12 protein-coding genes are annotated in these 24,992 nt (G+C 72.4%); 2 read left to right on the top strand and 10 right to left on the bottom strand.

Features of this window, described 5'->3' with window-relative positions:
* Window positions 1-23 precede the first annotated feature (23 nt).
* The 8 genes from BMZ82_RS18590 to BMZ82_RS18555 all read right to left on the bottom strand — a co-directional run bounded on the left by BMZ82_RS18590 (window position 24) and on the right by BMZ82_RS18555 (window position 22,184).
* Entirely contained in the window at window positions 24-1,247 is a 1,224-nt protein-coding gene (locus tag BMZ82_RS18590) for an MFS transporter (RefSeq protein ID WP_177244543.1), read from the bottom strand.
* Between the two features lie 26 nt (window positions 1,248-1,273).
* On the bottom strand, window positions 1,274-4,624 hold the full coding sequence (locus BMZ82_RS18585; protein WP_093777157.1) for a type I polyketide synthase: 3,351 nt from the start codon (window positions 4,622-4,624) through the stop codon (window positions 1,274-1,276).
* Window positions 4,621-15,891, bottom strand: coding sequence for a type I polyketide synthase (locus BMZ82_RS41865; protein ID WP_371271263.1), 11,271 nt, complete (start codon window positions 15,889-15,891; stop codon window positions 4,621-4,623). Before BMZ82_RS41865 ends, BMZ82_RS18585 begins: the two co-directional genes overlap by 4 nt.
* Before the next feature lie 35 nt (window positions 15,892-15,926).
* Window positions 15,927-17,222 carry a methylaspartate mutase gene (locus BMZ82_RS18575; RefSeq protein WP_093777153.1) on the bottom strand — a complete coding sequence of 432 codons (1,296 nt, stop codon included), beginning with the start codon at window positions 17,220-17,222 and terminating at the stop codon, window positions 15,927-15,929.
* Window positions 17,223-17,272: 50 nt separating this feature from the next.
* Window positions 17,273-17,719 (bottom strand): cobalamin B12-binding domain-containing protein, encoded by a 447-nt coding sequence (locus BMZ82_RS18570; RefSeq protein WP_093777151.1) that lies wholly within the window; start codon window positions 17,717-17,719, stop codon window positions 17,273-17,275.
* Window positions 17,716-18,951, bottom strand: coding sequence for a type III PLP-dependent enzyme domain-containing protein (locus BMZ82_RS18565; RefSeq protein ID WP_093777149.1), 1,236 nt, complete (start codon window positions 18,949-18,951; stop codon window positions 17,716-17,718). The genes BMZ82_RS18570 and BMZ82_RS18565 overlap by 4 nt, the downstream gene beginning before the upstream one ends.
* On the bottom strand, window positions 18,948-20,504 hold the full coding sequence (locus BMZ82_RS18560) for an AMP-binding protein (RefSeq protein WP_371271257.1): 1,557 nt from the start codon (window positions 20,502-20,504) through the stop codon (window positions 18,948-18,950). Before BMZ82_RS18560 ends, BMZ82_RS18565 begins: the two co-directional genes overlap by 4 nt.
* A gap of 111 nt (window positions 20,505-20,615) precedes the next feature.
* Complete coding sequence (locus BMZ82_RS18555; RefSeq protein WP_093777145.1) at window positions 20,616-22,184, bottom strand: AMP-binding protein; 1,569 nt, start codon at window positions 22,182-22,184, stop codon at window positions 20,616-20,618.
* Between the two features lie 128 nt (window positions 22,185-22,312).
* Between BMZ82_RS18555 and BMZ82_RS18550 the strand changes: the two genes are divergently transcribed.
* Window positions 22,313-22,576 (top strand): phosphopantetheine-binding protein, encoded by a 264-nt coding sequence (locus BMZ82_RS18550; protein WP_371271255.1) that lies wholly within the window; start codon window positions 22,313-22,315, stop codon window positions 22,574-22,576.
* Between the two features lie 72 nt (window positions 22,577-22,648).
* Here the strand turns inward: BMZ82_RS18550 and BMZ82_RS18545 are convergent, their stop codons facing one another.
* On the bottom strand, window positions 22,649-23,614 hold the full coding sequence (locus BMZ82_RS18545; RefSeq protein WP_218159036.1) for an ACP S-malonyltransferase: 966 nt from the start codon (window positions 23,612-23,614) through the stop codon (window positions 22,649-22,651).
* A gap of 20 nt (window positions 23,615-23,634) precedes the next feature.
* Entirely contained in the window at window positions 23,635-24,555 is a 921-nt protein-coding gene (locus BMZ82_RS18540; RefSeq protein ID WP_093777141.1) for a proline iminopeptidase-family hydrolase, read from the bottom strand.
* A 147-nt stretch (window positions 24,556-24,702) separates the two neighbouring features.
* On the opposite strand from BMZ82_RS18540, the gene BMZ82_RS18535 reads away from it, so the two are divergent.
* The coding region (locus BMZ82_RS18535; protein WP_143098838.1) for a helix-turn-helix domain-containing protein at window positions 24,703-24,992 on the top strand (290 nt) is incomplete at its 3' end.

The following is a 24,992-nucleotide window of genomic DNA, read 5'->3' as shown; positions in this document are numbered from 1 at the left end:
AGGCTGTCGTACGGGCGGCCCGGTCAGCCGGGGCCGTGCAGGTGCGGGGCGCGCAGCAGCGCCCAGCACGGGAGACCGAACAGGGCCATGACGATGAAGTACGGCCAGGGGCCGGCCGCGCCGAGAATCCCGCCGCCGACGACAGGGCCCAGGCAGAAGCCCGCGTACCGGAATTCCGCCAGACCGTAGTAGGCGCCCTTGCCGCCGTTCGGCGAGCGGTTGTGGATGATCATGTCCGGCAGCGGCAGCAGGATGACCTCGGCCAGGGTCCACGCGACGATGCCCGCGAACAGGAATCCGGTGCCGGACCGCAGCGCGCCGAAGAGCAGGAACGCCGCGGCGAACGCACCGCTGCCCAGCAGGACCATGGCCGACGCCGACAGCCGCTCGGCGAGCTGGGCCACGGGGACCTGCAAGGCGATGCCCAGCACCGCGTTCACGGCGAGCAGCGCCGAGTAGACGACGACGGCCGACTCCCCGCGCTCGGCCTTGATGACCAGCGGCAGTATCGAGTCCAACTGCTTGAGGACGAAGTACAGGACGACACCGGCGAGCACGACCCGCAGCAGCACCCGGTCGGCGAAGGCCTGCGACCAGGGGACCGGCTCCGCCTCCTCGGCGCTGCTCCGCGCCTCGATGAGCCGCAGCCGCGGCGCGTGCCTCCGCAGGAGGACCAGATAGACCAGGAGGACGATCCCCGGCGGCACGAAGATCATCCAGTCGGCCACGGCGTAGGCCGCCGCCCCGACCGCCGGGCCGACGATCGCCCCGACGCACCAGGTGAGATAGCGCAACCGGAACACCGATCCGTCCGAGTCCCGCGTCGCCTGCGACAGGATCTTCTTCGTCGACGGCTCGGTCAGCAGCCGGGCCACCCCCAGCGCCACGACCAGCGCGATGACGAGAGGCAGTTCACGGGTCACCGCGAGCAGGGCGTAGACGATGACATGGACGACCAGGCCCGCCTGGACGAGGCTGGTCGCGCCCACCCGGTCGCCCAGCACGCCGCCCGCGAGACCGCCGAACGCCGGCACGAGCGAGGCGCTCCCGACGACGACCCCGATCGCCACCGTGCTCATCGTCGAGATACCGGACAGGTACAGGGTGAGGAACGGCATCGTGGAGAAGAGCGCGAGGCTGTCAAGCAGGCTCCCGGCGAACAGCAGCCGCGTGGTCTCATCGCCGGACCACGGCCGTCGGCCACTGCTCCCGCCCGCGCCCCCACCTGCACCAGCGACGATGGACACGGACGCAGGTTCGCTGCCCGGGTCCGTCATCCGTCCCCCTCCGCGCCCAGGGATCCCAACTCGCCGTCGAGCAGGTCGAAGAGCTCCTCGGCGGAGGCCGCGCTCAGCTCGTCGGCGGGGCCGCCTTGCGCGCCCCACTTCTCGGCGAGGGCGCGGAGCCGTTCCGAGGCCGGGGCGGGCAGGGTTCCGGCCGCGGCGGTGGCCTCCAACACGGCTTCCAGTCGGCCCAGTTGGTCTTCCAGCAGGGCCGAGGCGCTCGCTTCGAGGTCCGCCGCGAGCTCCTCGAGGAGGTGGCCGACGATGGCCCCGGCGGAGGGGTGGTCGTAGACGAGGGTGGACGACAGGTGCGCGCCGACGGCCGACTGCAACTGGTTGCGGAGTTCGACGGCGGCGAGGGAGTTGAAGCCGAGGTCGGTGAGGGGCGCGTCCGGGTCGACGGCCTCCGGGCCGCTGTGGCCGAGAGAGGCGGCGATGTGTCCCCGTACGAGCGTGGAGAGTTCGCGCTCCCGCCGCGCCGGCGACAGGACCGCGAGCCGTTCCACGAGGGTCTCCTCGGTCTCTTCGGGCTTCTCGGGCTCCGGGGGTGCCTGCGCGGCGGTGTCCTGGAGGGGCGCGCGGATGGCGGCCTGGGCGGGGGCCGTCAGCCAGAAGCGGCGGTGCTGGAAGGCGTAGGTCGGCAGTCGCACCTGGCGTGCGCCCCGGCCGTCGAGCAGCGCCGCCGCGTCCAAAGCCGCGCCCCGGACGAACGCAGTGGCCAGCGCGGTGAGCAACTGCTGTGCGTCCTCCCGGTCGTGACGCAGGGCGGGGACCAGCACGGGAGCCTGGTCGGTGGGGCCGTCGGAGGACAGGCAGTGCTGGGCCATCGCGGTGAGGACGGCGTCCGGTCCGAGTTCGAGGTAGGTCGTGACGTGCTGGGACTCCAAGTGGCGGACGCCGTCGTGGAAACGGACCGCCTCGCGGACATGGCGGACCCAGTACTCCGGCGTGCAGATCAGGTCGGGGTCGGCGTTCGCGCCGGTCAGGTTGGACACCACGGGCGTCTTCGGCCGCCGGTAGGTCAGCGTCTCGGCGACGCGGGCGAAGTCGGCCAGCACGGGGTCCATCAACGGCGAGTGGAAGGCGTGCGACACGCGCAGCCGCTTCGTCTTGTACCCCTCGGCCGCCAGCCGCCGGGCGACCTCCAGTACGGCCGACTCCTCGCCCGAGACGACGGTGGCCGCGGGACCGTTGACCGCGGCGATGTCCGCCAGGTCCCGTACGTCCGCCAGCAGCGGGCGCACCTCGGCCTCGGACGCCCGCACCGACACCATGGCGCCCCCCGGCGGCAGCTCCTGCATCAGCCGGCCACGGGCGGCGACCAGCGCGCAGGCGTCCGCGAGGTCCAGGACGCCGGCCGCGTGCGCGGCCGTGATCTCCCCGATGGAGTGGCCCGCGACGAAGTGCGGGGCGCAGCCCGCCGATTCGAGCAGCCGGAACAGCGCCGTCCCGAGGGCGAACAGCGCCGCCTGGGTGTAACCGGTCTGGTCGAGCAGCTCCGCGTGCGCGGTGCCGGCGTCGGCGAAGAGCACCTCGCGCAGCGGCACGTCCAGGTGCGGGTCGAGCTGGTCGCAGACCCGGTCGAGGGCCTCGGTGAACGCGGGGAAGACCCCGTACAGCCCCCGCCCCATGCCGGGCCGCTGGCTGCCCTGCCCGGAGAACAGCACCGCGAGCCGCCCGCCGGGCGCACCGGGGCCGCGTACGACGGACGGCGTCGGCCGCCCGTCCGCCAGCGCCCGCAGCCCCGCCAGCACGCCGTCCCGGTCCGCCGCCACCACCACCGCCCGGGAGTCCAGGACCGTCCGGGTCCGCGCCGCCGACCAGGCCACGTCCACCGGACGCGGGCCCGGCTCGGCGCTCAGGTACGGGATCAGCCGCTCGGCCTGCGCCCGGAGCGCGGCCTCGCCCTTCGCGGACAGGATCAGCGGTACGGGTCCGCCCGAGACGTCGTCAGGCAAGGGTTGGGGCCCGGGATCGTCCTCGGTGTCCTCGGTGGCGGGCGGTGCTTGGAGGACGAGGTGGGCGTTGGTGCCGCTGATGCCGAAGGAGGAGACACCGGCCCGCCTGGGGTGGGCGTTCACCGGCCAGGGCACCGGCGCGGTCAACAGCCGTACCGTGCCCGCGGACCAGTCGACGTGCGGGGACGGTTCGTCGACGTGCAGCGTCTCGGGCAGCACCCCGTGGCGCATCGCCAGGACCGTCTTGATGACGCCGGCGACACCCGCGGCGGCCTGGGTGTGGCCGATGTTCGACTTCAGCGACCCCAGCAACAGCGGGCGGTCCGGCCGCCGCCCCTCGCCGTAGACGGCGATCAGGGCCTGCGCCTCGATGGGATCGCCGAGCACCGTGCCGGTGCCGTGCCCCTCCACCGCGTCCACCTGGTCCGCCAGGACCCCGGCGTCGGCAAGCGCCGCACGGATCACCCGCTGTTGCGCGGGGCCGCTGGGGGCGGTCATGCCGTTGCTGGCGCCGTCCTGGTTGACCGCGCTGCCCCGGATCACGGCCAGCACCGGGTGCCCGTTGCGCCGGGCGTCCGACAGGCGCTCCACCAGCAGCAGGCCCACCCCCTCGGCGAACCCGGTGCCGTCCGCCGCGCTCGCGAAGGCCCGGCAGCGGCCGTCCGCCGACAGACCGCGCTGCCGGGTGAACTCGACCATGGTGTCGGGGGTGGACAGCACGGTCGCCCCGCCGGCCAGCGCCAGCGCGCAGTCCCCGGCCCGCAGCGCCCGCACCGCCAGATGCAGGGCCACCAGGGAGGAGGAGCAGGCCGTGTCGACCGTCACGGCGGGCCCCTCCAGGCCCAGGGTGTAGGCGATGCGCCCGGAGGCGACACTGCCGCTGCCCTGACTGTCCGGGTAGTCGTGGTACATCAACCCCACGAACACCCCGGTCCGGCTGCCGCGCAGGGAGTGCGGGGCGATGCCCGCGTGCTCCAGGGTCTCCCAGGACGCCTCCAGCAGCAGCCGCTGCTGCGGGTCCGTCTCCGCCGCCTCGCGCGGTGAGATCCCGAAGAACTCGGGGTCGAAGTCGCCCGCGTCATGCACGAACCCGCCCTCGCGGCTGCGGCTGGAACCGGGGCGCAGGCCCTCCGGGTCGTGCAGCGCCGCCACGTCCCAGCCCCGGTCGGCGGGGAACTCGCCGATGCCGTCCCGGCCTTCGGACACCAGCCGCCACAGCTCGTCGGGGCTGCCGACCCCGCCCGGGTACCGGCACGCCATGCCGACGATCGCCACCGGTTCGTGCGCCGCCGCCGCGAGTTCACGGTTGTGCTCGCGCAGCCGCTCGGTCTCCTTGAGCGACGTACGCAGCGCCTCGACGAGCCTCTGCTCCGAACTGCTCATGATCCTGCGACCTTTCGTGTCGTACCGGTGTGGGTGTCGGCGTCGGTGGATCCGGCGAGGGCCAGGGTGATCAGGCTCTCGGCGTCCATCGCCTCGATGGAGTCGGCGGGGTGACGCACACCCCCGCCGGTCGGCCCGGTCGGCCCGCCCTGCGCGTCGGCGAGGGCGAGCAGGCGGTCCAGCAGTCCCGCGTCGCGCAGCCGCTGCGTCGGCAGGTCCCGCAGGAGTCGGCGGACCGTCTCCTCGGTGGGCTGCCCGGAGCCGTCGGGGCTCTCGCCGGCCGGGGCCAGCAGGGTTCCCAGGTGGGCGGCGAGGGCCTGCACGTTCGGGTGGTCGAAGACGAGCGAGGCCGAAAGGCGCAGCCCGGTGAGGGAGTTGAGCCGGTTGCGGAACTCCACGGCGGTCAGCGAGTCGAACCCCAGCTCCCGGAAGGCCCGTTCGGGCTCGACGGCGTCCGGCCCGGCATGCCCCAGCACGGTCGCCGTCTGCGCCCTGACCAACTCCAGCAGTACGGCGGGACGTTCGTCACCGGGCAGCGCGGCCAGCCGCTCCCGCCAGGTCGCCGCCGTCCCGTCCGCCGCCTCCCGTGCCGCACGACGCCGGCCGCCCCCGGCCCCCGTCAGGGCCCGGTAGACGGGCGGCACCCCGGCCGGGTCGGCGGCGATCGCCCGCAGGTCGACGCGCATCGGCAGGAGTACGGGGTCGCCGACGCCCCGGGTCGCGGCGTCGAAGAGGGCCAACCCCTCCTCGGCGGCGAGGCCCACCGTGCCCGCCCGCGCCAGCCGCGCCAGATCGGCTTCGCCGAGCCCACCGGCCATGCCGCCGCCCGTCTCGCCGGTGCGCGCCCACAGGCCCCACGCCAGAGCGGTGCCGGGCAGACCGTGGGCCCGCCGGTGCCGCGCCAGGGCGTCCAGGAAGGCGTTGGCGGCCCCGTAGTTGCCCTGGCCCGGCGAGCCCAGCTCACCGGCCGCCGAGGAGAACAGCACGAACGCGGCGAGACCGAGGTCCCGGGTCAGCTCGTGCAGGTGCAGCGCGGCGTCGACCTTGGGCCGCAGCACCGCGTCCACCCGCTCGGGCGTCAACGACCCGATCAGCCCGTCGTCCAGCAGCCCGGCGGTGTGCACCACCCCGGTCAGCGGACGGTCGGCGGGCACCGCCTTCAACAGCCGCTCCAGCGCGCCCCGGTCCGCGACGTCGCACGCGGCGACGGTGACCCGGGCCCCGGCCGCCGAGAGTTCCGCGCGCAGCCTCTTCGCGCCCTTGGCCGCCATGCCCTGACGACTCGTCAACAACAGCTCCCGTACGCCGTGTTCGGCCACCAGATGCCGGGCCACCAGACTGCCCAGTGCTCCCGTGCCGCCGGTCACGAGCACGGTCCCGCCGGTCGGCCACACCGAAGAAGTGACCGGGGTGACCGGGTCGGGATGTGCCCGCGCGAGTCGGGGAGCTTGCAACACCCCGTCCCGTACGGCGAGTTCGGGCTCGCCGGAGTCGAGCGCCGCGCGGACGGCGGGCACCGGCAGGCCGTCCTCGGCCGCGTCGGGGTCCAGGTCGAGCAGGGTGATCCGGCCGGGGTGCTCGGCCTGCGCCGCCCGGACGAGGCCCAGGACGGCGGCCCCGGCGAGATCGGGCGCGTCCTCCCCGGCGACCGACCGGGCACCCCGGGTCACCACCACCAGACGCCCGGCGGCGAAGCGTTCCTCGGCCAGCCAGGCCCGCAGCGCGCCCAGCGCCCACCGGGTCGCCTCGTGCACGGCCTCGGCACCCGCGCCGCCCCCGCAGCACAGCAGGACGGTCTGCGCGTCGGCCACGCCCCGCAGATCGGGGCAGGACGTCACGGTCACCGCCGCGGACTCGGCCCCGGGGACCGTCGACTCGCCGCCGGAGAAGACGGCCCAGGAGCCCTCGGACACCGCACCGGCAGACGCCTCGGCGGTGGGAGACAGGGCTGCTCCCATGGCCGTCCAGTCCACCCGGAACAGGGAGTCACGGTGCACGGCCCGCGTGGGGACCATCCCACCCGTGACCGGCCGTACGACCAGCGAGCCGACCGAGGCCACCGGCTCCCCGGCCGCGTCGGCGATCTGCAACGACAGCGCTCCACCGGGCTGTTCGGTAAGCCGTACCCGAAGCCGCGAGGCACCGGCGGCGTACAGCCGCACACCCGACCAGGAGAACGGCAGCGTCACCTCGTCCTCGCCGCCGTCCTGTTCGCCGGTGAGACCGGCCGCGTGCAGGGCGGAGTCCAGCAGCGCGGGATGGATCGCGAACTCCCGTCCACCGTCCACCACTTCGGCCTGCTCCAGCTCCACTTCGGCGAACACCTCGCCGTCGCGCCGCCAGGCCCTGCGCAGCCCCTGGAACAACGGCCCGTACTCCAGACCGCCCGCCGCCAGACGCGCGTACCGCCCGTCCAGCTCGACCGGTTCGGCGCCGGCGGGCGGCCACTGGGCCAGCGAGAACGCCTCGGGGCGGTCGTCGTAGGCCAACACGCCCTCGGCGAGCCGGGTCCACGGCAGGTCGTCCGAGGCGTCCTCGGCGCGCGCGTGGACCGTGAAGCGGCGCGTCCCGGACTCCGTCTCGGCGTCGACCAGGAGTTGGAGCTGCACCACCGTGTCCGCCGGGAGCGACAGCGGTGCCAGCAGGGTGAGTTCCTCCACCGTGGGGCAGCCCAGCCGCTCCCCGGCATGCAACGCCAGCTCCACGAACCCGGCCCCTGGGAAGAGGACCACGCCCGCCACCGCGTGCTGGGTCAGCCACGGTTGGGTACGCGGCGCGAGACGCCCGGTGAAGAGATGCTGCTCCGACCCGACCAGACCGACCGACGCGCCCAACAGCGGATGCTCGGCGGAGGCGATTCCGGCCGAGACCATATCGGCCGCCGCCGGGGTCGGTTCGAGCCAGTAACGGTCGTGCTGGAAGGCGTAGGTGGGGAGTTCGGCGGGCCGGGCGTCCCAACCGGCATACAGAGCAGACCAGTTGACGAAGGCACCCCGGCCGTAGGTGAGCGCCACCCCCTTCAGCAGTTCGCGTTCCTCGTCCTGGTCGCGGCGCAGCAACGAGGCGGCCCGGACGCCGGCTTCGGGCAGGGCACGCCCGACGAGGCTGCTCAGTACGGCGTCGGGGCCCAGCTCCAGGAAGGTGGTGACGCCCTGACCGCGCAGATGCAGCAGGCCGTCGTGGAAGCGGACGGTCTCCCGGATGTGCCGGGCCCAGTAGTCGGCGCTCCCCATGGTGTCCGGGTCGGCGGTCCGCCCTGTCACGTTGGACACCAGGGCTATCCGCGGCGGGTGGTAGGTCAACGACTCGGCGACACGGGTGAACTCCGCCAGCACCGGATCCATCAGCGGGGAGTGGAAGGCATGGCTCACCTGAAGGGGCCGGGTCCGGTGACCGAGGGCCGCCAGCCGTTCGGCGACCTCCCGCACGGCCCGCGCCTCCCCTGAGACGACGGTGGCGTCGGACGCGTTGACGGCGGCGACCGCGACGCGGTCCTCGTGACCGAGGAGCAGGGGGAGTACGTCTGTTTCGGCGGCCTGTACGGCGATCATGGCCCCGCCTGCGGGAAGGGCCTGCATGAGGCGGCCTCGGGCGGCGACCAGCGTGCAGGCGTCCGGGAGGTCCAGGATTCCGGCGGCGTGGGCGGCGCTGATCTCACCGATGGAGTGACCGGCGAGGTGGTCGGGGACGACACCCCAGGACTCCAACAGCCGGAACAGCGCGGTCTCCAGCGCGAAAAGGGCTGCCTGCGTGTACCCGGTCCGGTCGATCAGCCCGGCGTGCGGTGAGTCGGCGTCCGCGAAGAGGACTTCACGCAGCGGCACCTCCAACTCCGGGTCCAGATGGGCGCAGACGGCGTCCAGCGCCCGGGCGAACACCGGGTGGGCACGGTAGAGACGGTGACCCGCACCGGCGCGCTGACTGCCCTGTCCGGTGAACAGGAACGCCAACTGCCCAGTGGAGACGGGCTCGTGGACCAGACCCGGCGCCGGACGGCCCCCGGCGAGCGCGTCCAGCCCCGCCACCAACTCGGCACGGTCCGCGCCGATCACGACCGCGCGGTGCTCAAGACCCGCCCGGGAGCGGGCCAACGACACGCCCACGTCCACGGGGGACACCTCCGTGGCCGACGGATGCGACAGGTGCGACGGATGCGACACATGCGCGCCGAGCTTCGCGGCCTGCGCCCGCAGTCCCCGCTCGCTCCTCGCGGACACGGGCCAGACGAGCAGCCCGGGCACCGTGTCCGGGGTGGTGGTCGCGGGATCGGCGGCGGGAGCCTGTTCCAGGACGACATGGGCGTTGGTGCCGCTGATCCCGAAGGACGACACGGCACCGCGCCGGGGACGGCCGGTGTCCGGCCAGGAGACCGTCTCCGTCAGGAGTTCCACCCGGCCCTCGGTCCAGTCGACGTGCGGGGTGGGGGCGTCCACGTGCAGCGTCCGGGGCAGCACCCCGTGGCGCATCGCCATGACCATCTTGATCACCCCGGCCACCCCGGCGGCGGCCTGGGCGTGCCCGATGTTCGACTTGACCGAGCCCAGCCACAGGGGCCGGTCGGCGGGGCGGCCCTGACCGTAGGTCGCGATCAGCGCCTGGGCCTCGATCGGGTCGCCCAGCCTGGTGCCCGTCCCGTGCGCCTCCACCGCGTCCACGTCGACGCCGTCCAGCCGCGCGTTCGCCAACGCCTGCCGGATCACACGCTGTTGGGCAGGCCCGTTGGGCGCCGTCAGTCCGTTGCTGGCGCCGTCCTGGTTGACGGCGGAGCCTCGTACCACTGCGAGGACCCGATGACCGGCTCGCCGCGCCTCCGACAGCCGCTCGAGGACCAGCATGCCGACTCCCTCGCCCCAGCCCGTGCCGTCGGCCGCGGCGGCGAAGGACTTGCAGCGGCCGTCCTCGGCCAGTCCCCGCTGGAGGCTGAAGTCGAGGAACGCCTCGGGCGTCGACATGACGGTGACGCCGCCGGCCAGCGCCAGCGAGCATTCGCCGCGCTGGAGGGCCTGGATCGCCCAGTGCAGGGCGACCAGGGAGGACGAGCAGGCGGTGTCGACGGTGACGGCGGGGCCCTCCAGACCCAGCGTGTACGCGACCCGCCCGGAGGCGACACTGCCGAGACTGCCGCTGCCGAGATAGCCGACGACGTCGGCGGGCACTTCGCCGGGGCGGCTGCCGTAGTCGTTGTACATGACCCCGGCGAAGACGCCGGTCGGGGTCCCGCGCACGGTGGTCGGATCGAACCCGGCGCTCTCCACGGCCTCCCAGGACACCTCCAGGAGCAGGCGCTGCTGGGTGTCGGTGCCCAGCGCCTCCCGGGGGCTCATGCCGAAGAAGCCCGCGTCGAACTCGGCGGCGTCGTGCAGGAATCCGCCCTGGTCGGTGTAGGTGCGGCCGGGCTTGCCCGGCTCCGGGTCGTACAGGGCGTCGATGTCCCAGCCACGGTCCGCCGGGAAGCGGGTGACCCCGTCGCGGCCCTCGGCCACGAGGTCCCACAGCGCCTGCGGGGAGTCGACGCCGCCCGGATAGCGGCAGGCCATGCCGACGATCGCGATCGGCTCGTCGTCGCCGACGACGGCGGCCACGGCCGGCCCGGCGGACGTACGGCCCGACGTGCCCGGCAGCAGGGTGGCGAGGTGCTCGGCGAGCGCCCGCGAGGTGGGATGGTCGAAGACGAGGGTGGCGGGCATCCGCAGCCCGGTGACCGTGCCGAGGGCGTTGCGGAGTTCGACGGCGGCCAGCGAGTCGAAGCCGAGATCACGGAACGCCCGGTCGGGTTCCACCGGCTCCACCGTCGCGTGCCCGAGCACAGCGGCGACCTGGACACGGACGAGATCCAGCAGCGCCCGGTCACGCTCCGCAGGCGGCAGCCCCGCCAACCCCGCGAGCCCCTCGGCTGCCGGTCGGCCGGCATCCCCGTCCGCGCCGGACGCGCCGGTCCGGGCGGTGCGCCGGATCGGCGTACGGACCAGCCCGCGCAGCACGGCCGGCAGCGCCTGCCCCCGGGCCCGCAGGGCCTGATGATCGAGCCGCAGCGGCAGCAGCACGGGGTGGTCGTCCGTGGCGAGCGCCGTGTCGAACAGGGCCAGGCTCTCCGCCGCGTCCAGCGGTGCCAGCCCCGAGCGCCGGATCCGCCGTACGTCGGCCTCGGCCAGTCGGCCGCCCATGCCGACGGCACCGCTCCACAGCCCCCACAGCAGCGAGTGGGCGGGCAGCCCGGCGGCGCGGCGGTGCCGGGCGAGCGCGTCCAGGAAGGCGTTGGCGGCCGCGTAGTTGCCCTGTCCGACGGCGTCCAGCACCCCGGCCGTGGAGGAGAAGAGCACGAAGCACCGCAGTGGAAGGTCCCGGGTCAGGTCGTGCAGATGCCACGCGGCGTCCACCTTGGGCCGCAGGACGACGTCCATCCGCTCGGGGGTGAGCGAGCCGATCAGCCCGTCGTCCAGGACCCCGGCCGTGTGCACCACGCCGGTCAGCGGATGCGCCGCGGGGACCTGGGCCAGCAGGGCGGCCAGCGCCGCACGGTCGGCGGTGTCGCAGCCGACCACGCTCACCCGGGCCCCCTGCGAGGTCAGCTCCGCCACCAGGTCGGCGGCGCCCGGTGCCGCGAGGCCCCGCCGAGACACGAGCAGCAGATGCCGTACGCCGTGTTCGGCCACCAGATGCCGGGCCACCAGCGCGCCCAGGCCGCCGGTGCCGCCGGTGACGAGCACGGTGCCGTGGCCGTCCCAGCGGGGCACGCCACCGGGCGTGGGGGCCGCCGTGGCGGCGGGGCGGGCCAGGCGCGGCACCAGCAGCCGTCCGCCGCGTACGGCGATCTCGGGCTCGCCACTGGCCAGCGCGGCGGCCAGCAGCGGCCCGGGGACGTCCGGCCCGCCGTGTTCGTCGTAGGTGGGGACGCCGACGAGAGCGATCCGGCCGGGGTGTTCCGCCTGCGCGGCGCGCACCAGGCCCCGCAGCGGTGCCGTCACCAGGTCCGCCGTGTCCTCGTCCGGTACGAGCAGCACGAGCCGCGCCGCCGTGAACCGTTCGTCGGCCGACCAGTCGCGCAGTACGGCGAGCGCCCGGTCCGTCGCCGACCGGATCTCGTCGAGCAACTCCACGCGGTCCGTGCCGTGTTGCGCGGTGTAGGTCGCGGTGCGGTCCGGGAAGCAGGACACCAGTACCGCTTCGGGCGGAGCACAGCCCTCCCCGGCCCGGCGGGCCAGTGCGTCCAGATCGGGGTACGCGGGCACGGGTTCCCCCGCCCGCCCGGCGAGCCTCGGCTCCTCCGCGCCGAGCACGACCCAGCGCCCGTCCTCGGCCGCGTCCTGCCGCGCCGCGTGCGGCAGGGGCGTCCACTCCAGGACGAACAGCGACTCCCGGTCGTCGCCCCGGGCCGCCGTCAACTGCTCGGCCGACACCGGCCGTACGACCAGGGAGGCGACCGTGGCCACCGGCTCGCCGGCCTCGTCGGCCAGGTCGAGCGACACGCCGTCCGCTCCGGTGGGGCGGATCAGCGCCCGCAGCGCGGTGGCCCCGGCCGCGTGCAGCGCCACCCCGGACCAGGCGAACGGCAGCCGGGTCTGCCCCGCACCGCCTCGCGCGGCACGGTCGGCGAAGTCGGTGGCGTGCAGCACCGCGTCCAGCAGCGCGGGATGCAGACCGAAACGGCCGTCACCCGGCAGGGCGTCCCCGGTTGGCTCGGGCAGCCGGACCTCGGCGTACACGTCCTCGCCGTGCCGCCAGACCGACCGCAGCCCCCGGAAGGCGGGACCGTAGCCGTAACCCTGCGCGTCCATCTCCGCGTACAGGCCGCCGATGTCCACCGACCGCGCCCCACGCGGCGGCCACACCCGCAACTCCGGTCGCCCGGCGGCGGAGGACGGCGATGAGGTCGGCGGGTCGTCCGTGGTGAGGACGCCACGGGCGTGACACGTCCACGGCGACTCCGTCGGCGTGCCCTCGGCCCGCGAGTAGATCTCGACGCTCCTGCGCCCGCCGTCCCGCGCGGCCCCCACGGCGACCTGGAGAGCGACCGCGCCCCGAAGCGGCAGGACGAGCGGTGTCTGAAGGGTGAGTTCCTCCAGGACGGGACTGCCCACCTCGTCGCCAGCCCGGACGGCCAGGTCGACGAGGGCGGTGCCGGGCAGCAGCGGCACACCGGCGATGCTGTGGTCGGCCAGCCAGGGGTGACCGGCCAGGGAGACCCGGCCGGTCAGCACGGCACCGTCGCCGTCCGCGAAGGCCACGGCCGCGCCCAGGAACGGGTGGCCGGCCGGGGTGAGCCCCGTCGAGGCCAGACCGGCGGCCTGCGGCACGGCGTCGAGCCAGTACCGCCGGCGCTGGAAGGCGTAGGTGGGGAGGTCGACGTGCCGGGCGGCGGCACCCTGCCCGCCGAGGGCCGGCCAGTCGACGGGGACGCCTCGCGTGTAGGCGAGGGCGACCGCGCCGAGGACCTCCCGCTCCTCGTCCCGGTCACGGCGCAACAGGGACGCCGCCGCCACGCCTTCCGGCACCGTGCGACGGACGAGCCCGCTGAGCGTGGAGTCGGGGCCGAGCTCCAGAAACGTGGTGACGCCCAGCGCGTGCAGATGCTCGACGCCGTCGCGGAACCGGACGGCCTCGCGGACGTGCCGCACCCAGTACTCCGGCGAGCCGATCACGTCCGGCTCGGCGGTGGCCCCGGTCAGATTGGACACCACGGGGATACGGGGCCGGTGATACGTCAGCATCCTGGCGACGCGCGCGAAGTCCCGGAGCATCGGCTCCATGAGAGGCGAGTGGAAGGCGTGACTGACCGTCAGGCGCTTGGCCTTGTGCCCCAGCGCCCGCAGCCGCTCGGCGGCCTCGACGACGGCCTGTTCCTCCCCGGAGACGACGGTGGCGTCGGGCGCGTTGACGGCGGCGACGGCGAGGTGGTCCTCGTGACCGGTGAGCAGGGGGAGTACGTCTGTTTCGGCGGCCTGTACGGCGATCATGGCCCCGCCTGCGGGAAGGGCCTGCATGAGGCGGCCTCGGGCGGCGACCAGCGTGCAGGCGTCCGGGAGGTCCAGGATTCCGGCGGCGTGGGCGGCGCTGATCTCACCGATGGAGTGACCGGCGAGGTGGTCGGGGACGACACCCCAGGACTCCAACAGCCGGAACAGCGCGGTCTCCAGCGCGAAAAGGGCTGCCTGCGTGTACACCGTCTCGTGGATCAGCGGCGCGAGCGCGGAGTCCGGGTCGGCGAACACCACGTCCCGCAGCGGTACGTCGAGTTCGGCGTCGAAGTGGTCGCACACCTCGTCGAGGGCTTCGGCGAAGACGGGGTGACGTGCGTACAACCGCCGTCCCGCACCCGGGCGTTGGCTGCCCTGCCCCGTGAACAGGAACGCCAATCCGCCCTCGGCCGCAGAACCCTGCACCACGCCAAGTGCCGTGCCCCCGTCGGCCAACACGCCCACTCCCGCGAGCAGTTCATCGCGGTCCGCGCCGATCACGACGGCCCGGTGCTCCAGCCCCGCGCGGGAACGTGCCAGGGCCGCGCCCACGTCGACGGCGGTGTCGCGGGCGGTGGTGTCGGCGTTCTCGGTGTCGCGGAGGTGGGTGCGCAGCCGGGTGGCCTGGGCCTGGAGAGCCTGCCGGTTCCTGGCGGAGAGGGGCCAGGCGTGGAGTGCGGGCCGGGTGCCGGCAGGAGACGCGTCGGTGGGCGGCGGCTCGGTGGGCGGCTGTTCGAGGATCACATGCGCGTTGGTGCCGCTGATGCCGAACGAGGACACGGCGGCGCGGCGCGGGCGGCCGGTCTCGGGCCACGGCATCGCCCGGGTGAGGAGTTCGACCGCGCCGGCGCTCCAGTCGACGTGCGGGGTGGGGGCGTCGACGTGCAGGGTCCGGGGCAGGACGCCGTGCCGTATCGCCATGACCATCTTGATCACCCCGGCGACACCGGCGGCGGCCTGGGTGTGGCCGATGTTGGACTTCAACGAGCCGAGCCACAGCGGCCGGTCGTCGGGACGGCCCTGGCCGTACGCCGCGATCAGGGCCTGCGCCTCGATCGGGTCGCCCAGGGTGGTCCCGGTGCCGTGCGCCTCGACGGCGTCGACGTCGGTGGCGGTCAGCCGTGCGTCGGCGAGCGCCTGACGGATCACGCGCTGCTGGGAAGGGCCGTTCGGCGCGGTCAGACCGTTGCTGGCGCCGTCCTGGTTCACCGCCGAGCCGCGCAGCACGGCCAGCACCCGGTGGCCGCCTCGCCGGGCGTCCGACAACCGCTCCAGCACCAGCACGCCCACGCCCTCGGAGAAGCCCGTGCCGTCGGCGGCGGCGGCGAAGGGCTTGCACCGCCCGTCCTCGGCCAGCCCCCGCTGCCGGCTGAACGCCGTGAAGGTCCCCGGCCCGCCCATCACGGCGACCCCGCCGGCCAGCGCCAGCGAGCACTCGCCGCGGCGCACCGACTGGGCGGCCAGGTGCAGGGCGACCAGCGAGCCCGAGCACGCGGTGTCCACGGTGAGCGTGGGCCCCTCCAGCCCGAGCGCGTACGCGACGCGGCCGGACACGACGCTGGGCGCGTTGCCCGTCAGGAGATATCCGTCGAGGCCCTCGGGAGCCTCGTACAGCCGAGGGCCGTACTCCTGGGGCTCCGCCCCGATGAAGACCCCGGTGAGGCTGGAGCGCAGAGCGGTCGGATCGATGCCCGCGTGCTCCAGTGCCTCCCAGGACGTCTCCAGGACGAGCCGCTGCTGCGGGTCCATCGCCATGGCCTCACGCGGGCTGATCCCGAAGAAGTCCGCGTCGAACTCGGCCGCCCCCGCGAGGAATCCGCCCTTGCGGACATAGCTCTTCCCGGGCTTGCCGGGGTCCGGGTCGTACAGCCCGTCGAGGTCCCACCCACGGTCCGTGGGGAAGTCGACGAGCGCTTCCTCGCCCGCGAGCACGAGACGCCAGAGCTGGTCGGGGGAGGCGACGTCCCCCGGGTACCGGCAGCCGATGCCGACGACGGCGACGGGTTCGTCGTCGGCCCCGGACCGGGCCGTGGCGACGGGCGCTGCCTCCTCGGCCACGGACGACGTCACCCCCAGCACCTCCGCCTGGAGGAACCGGGCCAGCGCGGCGGGCGTCGGGTGGTCGAAGACCATGGTGACGGGCAGTTCCCTGCCCAGGGCGGAGACGAGCCTGCCGTGCAGATCGACGGCGGCCAGTGAGTCGAACCCCAGATCCTTGAAGGTCTGCCCACTGTCCATCGTGCCAGGCGTCCCCGGCGCTCCCGGCGTCCCCCGATCGACGGCCCGCACGACCGCGACCGCCTCCGCACGCACCAGGGCGAGCAGGGAGGGGAAATCGTTGAACTCGCTCATCTGTGCACTCCCTGGGCAGAAATGGGGTCGGCCGAGCCACCCTCGTCGAATTTCCTTCGTACATAGGAGAGCGATCTCAGGAGTTCGGCCGAGGAAAGAGCGTGCGCGTAACTCGTGTCCACGACGTCCCTGAGCGGCAGCAGGCCGATGTTTCCCCAGCGGAGCCGCCCACGCTGATCGATATAACTCCGCGTCCGTCCCATGTTGTCCGGATGGACGCAGTATGGAATATCGAGAAACCCTCTCCTGAAGGCGATGAGCAGTGCTTTCCCCATGTCGTCGTGAAGGTTGAGAACGGCTTCGACGAGGGTGCGCGCCTCGGCGTACACCTGTGAATCCTCGGCGAAGTCACCGGATATGAGAATCGGTCGCGCGCGCCGCGCCGCGCCGGCCGCGTACTCCAGTGCGGCCACGTTCTCCGCGATGGTGGGAATCCTGCTGGCCTCGGCCTCCGTCTTCACGATCAGCCGCTCCGAACCGGTGGCGACCGCCAACTCGGCGGCCTGCCCGAGCAGTTGATACGCCCCTTCGCGGGAAGCGGGATACATCCCCATGTACGTGTAGATCACCACGTGCCACCGCGTGTCCGGAAGGAACTCCGCGCACAGTCGGCGCAGCGCGAGCACCGCCTCCTGGTCCTGCGCGGCGTTGGTCTGCTGGGCGTAGCTGACGGACAGGTCGCGCAGACCGTGGCGGTGGAAGAACAGGGCTTCCAGCAGGCTGATCGCCACCAGCAGGCCGGGCGGGCACAGTTGGCCGAGCATGCAGCCGCCGAAGGTCTCCAGATGCGGTTCCACTCCGGACTCCCGGGCCCGGCAGAGGATCTCGCAGGCGCGGTCCCAGTTCCTGACGGACGTCTCCAACGGGGTCCGGCCGTACGGCAGGCAGTACGAGACCGGGCCGCCCTCGGTCGCCGAGAGACCGACCCGCAGCAGCGCCCGGAAGATGTCCACCGGGTTCGCCGAACCGTGGCGTACCTGCACGGGGAAGTCGTCGCCGACCAGCCCGGCGAGGACGCGCCCGGTGACGGCGTCGGGATGGCTGACGATCGGATAGCCGTTCAGATCCGCCCCGTCGCGCAACGCGGCCTCCACGGCGCGCAGATCACCGACCCGGGTGTAGCTGTCGAGGGTGATGGTCCCGGCGGTCGTCGCGGCGGCGTTCCTCGTGGCCGTGAGGCCCGCGCGCATCTCGGCGGGCCCGCCGAAGCCCATGCGCGGCTGGACGACCAGCGCCCCGGCCTGCCGCGCCGTGCGCACGAACCGGCCGAAGTCGACCGCGGCACGCGACACCCGAGAACCCACCCGTGAGAGGGGCGGCCCGGCCCGCCGGCCGTCACCGCTCACGAGACCGCGCGCCTTTTCGGCAGCGCCCCCGCGAAGCGACGGAACTCCTCCAGTCCGGCCGCCCCTTCCTCGAATACGGCGGTGTAGCCGGCCGCGACCAGGGGATCCACGTATCGGGCGTTCCGCCGTCCGCCGGTGCCGAGCTTTCCGCCGATCACCACCGGAATGCCGGACAGCTCTTCGGAATCGCGCATCCTCTCGATGAGACGCATTCCGTCCTGATAGCCGTGGCCGTTGACACTGCTGATGACCACCAGCCCCGGAGAGAGGCGTCGGCATTCGGAGACGAGAAGCCCGTCGGGAACACAGGGCCCCAGATTGACCACCTCATGACCGAGTTCCTCGATCAAAAGCTGGAGAAAGACGAGGTTCCAGGTGTGCGAGTCGGAGGACAGGCCACTGACGACGACGAGCTCCCGGTTCCCCGGAACCGGTAGGTTCACCGGACTTCCCCGTGGACGCGATGGTGCTCCAGCCGGGACACCGACACCACCTCGCCGCCGCGCACGGCGACCTCGGTCGGGGCGGGCCGGCCGAGGAACATCAGCAGGCTCGCGGTGACCCCGTACGCGCCCGCGTTCGGGATGGTGACGAGGTCACCGCTCGCCAGTCGGGGCAGGCTGATCTCCCTGCCGAGGAGGTCCCCCGGCGTGCACAGGGGCCCGACGAGGCTGGCCGACTCCGTGTCACCCGGCTCCGCGCCCTCCCGGGGCCGGACCGCCACCGGGAGCAGCCGGCCCAGCCCCGACATGCCGCCGAAGGTGTTGATCCCCGCGTCGAGGATGACGAACTTCCGCCCGCGGCTCTCCTTGACGTTGACCACCGAGGCCACCAACTCGCCGCAGCCGCCCACCAGATAGCGCCCCGACTCGCAGAAGACCCGAAGGCCGTTCGCGCGCCGATCGGGAAAGTGCACGTCGAGCGCCGCGGTGAGTTCCGCCCGCAGCTTCCCGTACCCGGGCCGCTCGCCCGGCACCGCGTACGGCATGGCGAAGCCGCCCCCGATGTCGAGGAACCGGAACGCGCATCCGACGTCCCGCTGCACCCGGGCGGCCACCTCGATGGTGTGCCGGAACTCGGCGATCAGGCTCTCCTCGTCCTTCGCGTTGCTCAGCGGGAAGAGGTGGGCGCCGGCGATCCGCGTGCCCGGGACGCTCGTCAACCGCGGCGCCAGCTCGGCCAGCGTCTCGCTGTCGATGCCGAACTGGGACGGGGTGCCGGTCATCCTGATACTGGTCGTCGCGCTCGCGGACGCGCTGTTCACCCTGAGCAGGCAGTCCACGACCACGCCCCGGCCGACGGCCACGGAGCCGACGCGGCGCAGGTCGGAGAGGGATTCGACCGAGAACTTCCGCACGCCCTGGCCGATCGCGGCGGCCACCTCGGCCGTCGTCTTGCCCGGCCCGGTGTAGAGGATCTCGGCCCCTCGGTAACCGGCGGTGAGCGCCGCGGTCAGTTCCCCGGTGGAGCTGATCTCGGCACCGCAGGCGCGGGCGTCGTCCTCGCGCAGGGTACGGGCGATCTCCGGATGCGGGTTGGCCTTGAAGGCGTAGAACACCCCGAACTCCTCGGGGAGCGCGTCGAACAGAGCACGCCGGGCGGCGGCCACTTCGTCAAGGTCGTAGACGTAGAGGGGAGTTCCGTAGACGGCTGCCAGTTCCTCGGCGAGGCTCACCGCGCGCTCCCGTCGACGAGCAGTGCCAGTTCCTGCTTCGCGTTCTTGCCGTGCGGGGTCAGCGGCATCTCGGCGACCGTGCGGCACACGGCCGGCACCTTCTGCGCCTCCAGCCGCTTCGCCAGCTCCCGCAGCACGGTGTGGGGCGGGAGTTCGGTCTCCGCGAACAGCGTGAGATCCCGGCCGTCGGCGGGGGGCAGCACGGCGGCGGCCCGCACTCCCGGAATGTCCGTCGCAGCGGCCTCTATCTCGATCGTGCTCATCCGGATTCCCTTGCGCTTGAACATGTCGTCGCGCCGGCCCTCGTAATAGAGGTAGCCGTCGTCGTCGAGGCGGCCGTAGTCACCGGTGTGCAGGCGTGGTTGCCCGTCCTCGCCGTCGCGCCGGAACGTGCGTCGCGTCAGCTCCGGTGCGCGCCAGTAACCCGGCATGACATGCGGTCCCGTCACCACGATCTCGCCGGTCTGCCCGGTCGGCACGGGCACCCCGTCCTCGTCCAGGATGAGCACGCGGGTGCCGGGCAGCGGCCGGCCGACCGAATCGGGCTTCTCCCGCTCCATCTCCGGCGGCAGGACGGATATCCGCTTGCACTCGGTCTGCCCGAACTGCCGGATCACCTGCGCGCCGGGGAACGCGGCGCGCAGCGCCCCGACGGTGGCGGGGGACAACGCGGCACCGGTGTTGGTGAACATCCGTACGCGCGGCGCGGGTTCGGTGTCCCGCTTCGCCAACGCGGTGATCATGGCGGCCAGGGACGGCACGATCGGGACCACCGTCGCGCCGGTCTCCCGGATGCGCCGCAGCAGGACGAGGTCCGACTCACCGTCGGCCAGGACGAGTTCCGACCGGCCCAGACAGGCCAGCAGCACCTTGTAGAGGCCGTAGTCCCAGGAGATCGGGAACCGGCAGAAGATCACGTCGTCCGGCCGGTACTCGATCTCCGCCGCGATGGCCCGGGTGGCGAAGACCATCTGGGCGTGCGGGCACACAACTGCCTTGGGGGCGGCGGTACTTCCCGAGGTGTAGACCAGCACGGCCACGTCGCCCGGGGCGGGCCGGGTGGCTGGAGTGGTTGCGGTGGCTGGGGTGGTCGAAGTGGCAGGGATGGCGGGGGTGGTGGGATCGGCGCTGGTCGTTTGTCGGGGCGCGGTCCGCAGGTCGTTCCACACCTCTGCGATGCCGTGGACCGGCACCCGGGTGATCTCCCGCATGTCGTCCACGAGTTGGTCGGCCACGATGATCAGCCGGGGCTCGGAGTTCTCCAGCACGGCTTCCAGGTGGTACCTCTTCATCGCCGCGTTGACCGGTACGAAGACCGCGCCCCGGCGGGAAGTCCCGTAGAAAATCGCCGCGAGTTCGCGGGTGGTGGGCAGTTGGGTGAGGACACGGTCGCCGTGCCGTACGCCCTGTTTCTCCAGCCAACGGGCGAAGTCATGGCTGTGCCGGTCGAGTTGAGAGTAGTTCCAGACCCCTGTCGAATCTCGGATCGCACTGGATTCCGGCACTGCCGAAGCGGCGTCGTCCAGGAAGCTGTGAACAAACCCGCTGTCCAATATCTTTCTCCCCTTTATCGGAAGACGGTTCCCTACTGGAGGCTATGGAGCGTCGAAGTCTCGAGACACCCCAGGGCGCGCCCCCTGTACCCCCTATTCGCGCCGGGCTTCTTACCGTGTTCCTTGTTCACGCGACCCGATCAGTTCCGCGGCCAGGGAGCGCAGCGTCGGCCTGTCTGTCTTCCGGTTGGAATTCAGCGGGATGTCCGTCAGATGCCGGTAGTGCCTGGGCACCAGCCCCTGCGGCAGAACTCGCGTGAGGTCCTTGGCGAGTTGGCCGGGCGGTACCGGAACACCTGTGTAGAAGACGACGAGTTCGTCCCGTCCGTCGGCCCGCGCGGTGACGGTCACCGCCTCGGCCACGCCCGCACAGCCCCTCAAGGCGTGGTCGATCTCGGCCAGTTCGACCCGCCAGCCCTGTATCTGGACCTGTCCGTCCAACCGGCCCAGGTAGGCGAGTTCACCGCCGTGGACGCGCCGCACGCGGTCGCCGGTCCGGTACCAGCGGCGGCCGGACCGCTCCAGGAACCGCCCGTCGTCGTCCCCGGGATCGAGGTACCCCGCGGTCGTCTGCGGCCCCGCGACGCACAGTTCGCCCTCGGTGCGGGACTCCTCCCCGTCCTCGTCCAGGAGCAGATGCGGGTGCCCTTCGTGGATCGCGCCGATGGGGACGACCCCGTTGACGGCCAGCGCCGGCGTCCGCTCGGCGGACCAGCGGTGGGCGGCGACCGTGACGGTCAGCTCGGTCGGCCCGTACAGGTTCTCCACGACGGAACGGGGAGCCGCCCGCTGCCAGTCGGCGGCGTCCGCGCAGCGCAGCGCCTCCCCGGCGAAGAAACTCCAGCGCAGGCCGGGCATCGCCGCCTCGCCCAGCCCGCCCGTCCGACGGACCAGGGAGATGCTGCTCGGCGTGGAGAACCACACCGACATCCCGCTCGCCGCGACGAACCCGGGCAGGTCGCGATAGGCCTGGAGCGGTACGGCGAGCGCGGTCGCCCCCGCGCCCCAGGCGCAGAACAGATCGAACAGCGCGCAGTCGAAGTTGAGGTCGAACGTCTGCGAGAACACGTCCTGAGCGGTGAAGTCGTAGCGCGCGTCGAGGAGTTCGAAGTAGTGACGGGTACTGCCGTGGGAGATCGGGACGCTTTTGGGGCGGCCGGTGGACCCCGAGGTGAAGAGCACGTACGCGGTGTCGGCGGGCGACACGGGAAGCGGCGCGTCCAAGGCCCGTACGCCGTCCAGCGGTACCGTTCGGACCGGCTCGACGCCGACCGCGCGCCCCGGTGTCAGCACCGTCAAGTCCGGTTGGCCCGCGACGAGTTCCGGCAGCAGCCGACGGCTCTGCTCATCGACGAGGAGCGCCGTCAGGCCCGTCGCGTCGAGCATCTGCCGGGTGCGGGCCACCGGGAAGTCCGGGCGCAGCGGCACGACGGTACTGCCGGAGTAGAGGGCCGCCAGGATCCCGGTGCAGGCCGGTATCCCCTTGGCGGCCAGCACGCCCACGGCCCGGGGCTGCCCGGGGGCGGCGGCGACGATCGCACCGGCCCAGCGCAGCGCGGTCCGGTGGGCCGCCTCGTAGGTGATCGCATCGGACCCCACCCGGACCGCCTCGCGGCCCGGCGAGGTGTGCAGACCGCGCAGGAATCGCGCGTGGAGTGCCGGACCGTCCAATCCGCCCATATTTCCTCCCGAGTTCGGTCGAGAACAAATTTTCAAAATCACTGTTGACGTATGCGGAAGGGGTTCCTAGCCTGAAATGAAACCAGCCGGAAAATAGATCCGAAATATCGATTCGGATCATTCCGGGAATGACTGGAGATGTCATGTGGGATGCCCCTTTCGAGACAATTCTGCGCCGTTATCTTCCCTTCTTTTCGCCGGATGAAGGGCTCGCCGCGGAGACGTCGCTGACGGACCTCGGGCTGGACTCGCTGGGAAAGGTCGAACTTCTCGGAGAACTGGAGAGCGCCTACGACGTGCGATTCCGTGACGAGGCGCTGAACGCCGAGACCTTCGAGAACCCGGGTTCGCTCTGGACGGCTCTCGACGCGATGCGCACGCCGGCCGTCTGAGAAGGACGGGGCCCGCGGCGGACCGGTGGACCGTGCTCCCTCCTCTCCGGAATCACCGAGGAGGGAGCACGGTCACGTCGACACGCGGCGACGCGGCTGCATGGCGAGCCGCGGATTGACGGGCACCACCTCGAAGTTCCGCGTGGTGATCCCCACCCGCCCGAACAGACTGTCCGCCCCCGACACGTACACCCGGGCCACGCCCATGTCCCGCATCGTCGCCACCACATCGGTCCAGCGCAGCGGCTTCACGATGCCGTCCAGGAGCAGCGCCCGCATTCCCTCCGCCGACGTGACGACCGAACCGTCCTGATCGGAGACCACCGGCAGTTTCGGCGTCGTGAAGTCCAGCGCGCCCACTACCTCGTCCTCGACCTTCCGGCGCAGCGGACCGAAGACACTCGCGTGCATGGGCGGACGCATGGTGTACAGCGACAGCGCGCCGATGTTGCGCAGCCTTCGCTCCAGCCAGTCGAGATTCCGCTCCCGCAGCGAAAGCATGTAGAAACCGTCGTCGATGTAGCAGGACACTTCGTGCCACTCGCCCTGCGCCGTCAGCTCGTCCAGCAGCTCGCGGAGCGTCTCCTCGGGAGCGCGGGTGAAGGAGTGGGTGACCACGTCGGAGTGTTCGTCCCGGAAGTACTCGGCCACGCACCGGGCCATCCGCGCCGTCATCCGCACCGCGTCCGCGACGGGCAGCGAACCCGTGTACGCGGTGGCGGCCTTGGCGCCGAAACTGGGTCCGGCGCACACATCGGGAGCGCACCCGATCGTCTCCCCGGCCCATTCGGCCAGCGCCAGGCAGTTCACCATGAAGGCGACCTGAGCCGCCTCGCTGTAGTCGTCCGTGGACTCCCCGAGCCGGTCCACCAGCGAGTAGCCGAGCGCCCGGTCGGCGACCGCCACCATCCGCCGGGCGACCGCGTTGCCCACCATGAACCGCCCGCTCTCGGCGAACGAGGCCGGCCCCATGCCGGGAAAGACGATCGCGGTACCCCGTCGTCCAGTGGTCTCACTGCTCTCGTTCATCTTGTCCATCTCGTTCATCCTGTTCTCCCTCACCACGTGGCGTTCTCATGCGGGGCGAGGCTCTTGAGGAACGCGCTCATGACCGTACGGAAACGCTCGGGCTCCTCCAGGTGCGGCACGTGGCTGGACTCCTCGAACACCTCCCACCGCACGTTCGGAATACGGTCGTGGAAGGGCTGCACGGTGGCCGGTGTCGCCTCGTCGTGACGCCCGGATAGGAGGAGCGTGGGAGCCGTGATCCGGGAGACGTCGTCGATGACGGACCAGTCCTTCAGGGTTCCGATGACGTGGAACTCGCTCGGCCCGTTCATCGTGTGGTAGACCGTCGGGTCGTTGTAGATCTCCATGAACGAGGCGAGGTAGTCGCGCGGCCATGGGGTGATACGGCAGACATACCGCTCGTAGAACACCTTCATGGCCTCGAAGTACTCTTCCGTGTCGGTGGTCCGGGCCGTCTCGTGGCGGATCAGCGTCTGCTGGACCTCGGCAGGCAGCCGGGAGCGGAGCACCCGCATCTCCTGTAGCCACAGCGGCATCGAGGCGGGTGAGTTCGCGATGACGAGGCCGCGCAGCCCCGCCGGCCGGGCGGAGGCGTGCAACGCGGACAGCATTCCGCCCCACGACTGACCGAAGAGAATGTAGTCGTCCGCTATGCGGAGACTTTCCAGGAGGTTTCTCAACTCGTCCAGAAAGAGCTGCACGGACCAGAATTCCGCGGGGCGGTCGGGGAGATGGGTGGATCCGCCGTTCCCCAGTTGGTCGTAGTGCACGACCGGCCATCCCTCGTCGGCGAGGGCGGACACCGCGAGCAGATAGTCGTGGGTGCTTCCAGGACCTCCGTGCACCACGACCACGGGCGGCCGGCCCGTGTGAAGTCTGCCCGTCACGCGATACCACGTGCGGAAGTCACCGAATGCGATGGTGCCTTTCTTGACCGGCTGAGGCGCCATACAACCCCCTTTTCCCTGCCCGGTGCCATGCGTCGCGCCGAGAGCCATCAGGCTAGAGAGCGGGTGAGCGGGCCGGTGCCCCTAACCTGCCCCTAACACTCCTAGTGTCCTGAGTCGTTAGTTCGTTTGCGGTTGTAGGGTGGGGTGATGCCTGGTCCGAAGCCCTTGCCTCTGGAGCTGTCCGGTCACGAACGCCGGGTGCTGCGGGGCTGGTTGCGCAAGCAGACCGCGTCTCAGGCACTCGTACTGCGGGCGAGGATCGTGCTGGCGTGCGCGGACGGCCGGTCGAACGCGCGAGTCGCGGATGACCTGGGCATCTCGCGGGAGACGGTGCGTAAGTGGCGTTCCCGGTTCGCCGCGGACCGGCTGGAGGGCCTGGTGGACCGGCCGCGGTCGGGGGCGCCGCGGAAGATCACGGACGAGCAGGTCGAAGCCTT

This window comes from Streptomyces sp. yr375 (assembly GCF_900110755.1).
Classification (GTDB): domain Bacteria; phylum Actinomycetota; class Actinomycetes; order Streptomycetales; family Streptomycetaceae; genus Streptomyces.
This window is presented reverse-complemented; position numbering and strand designations above follow the sequence as displayed.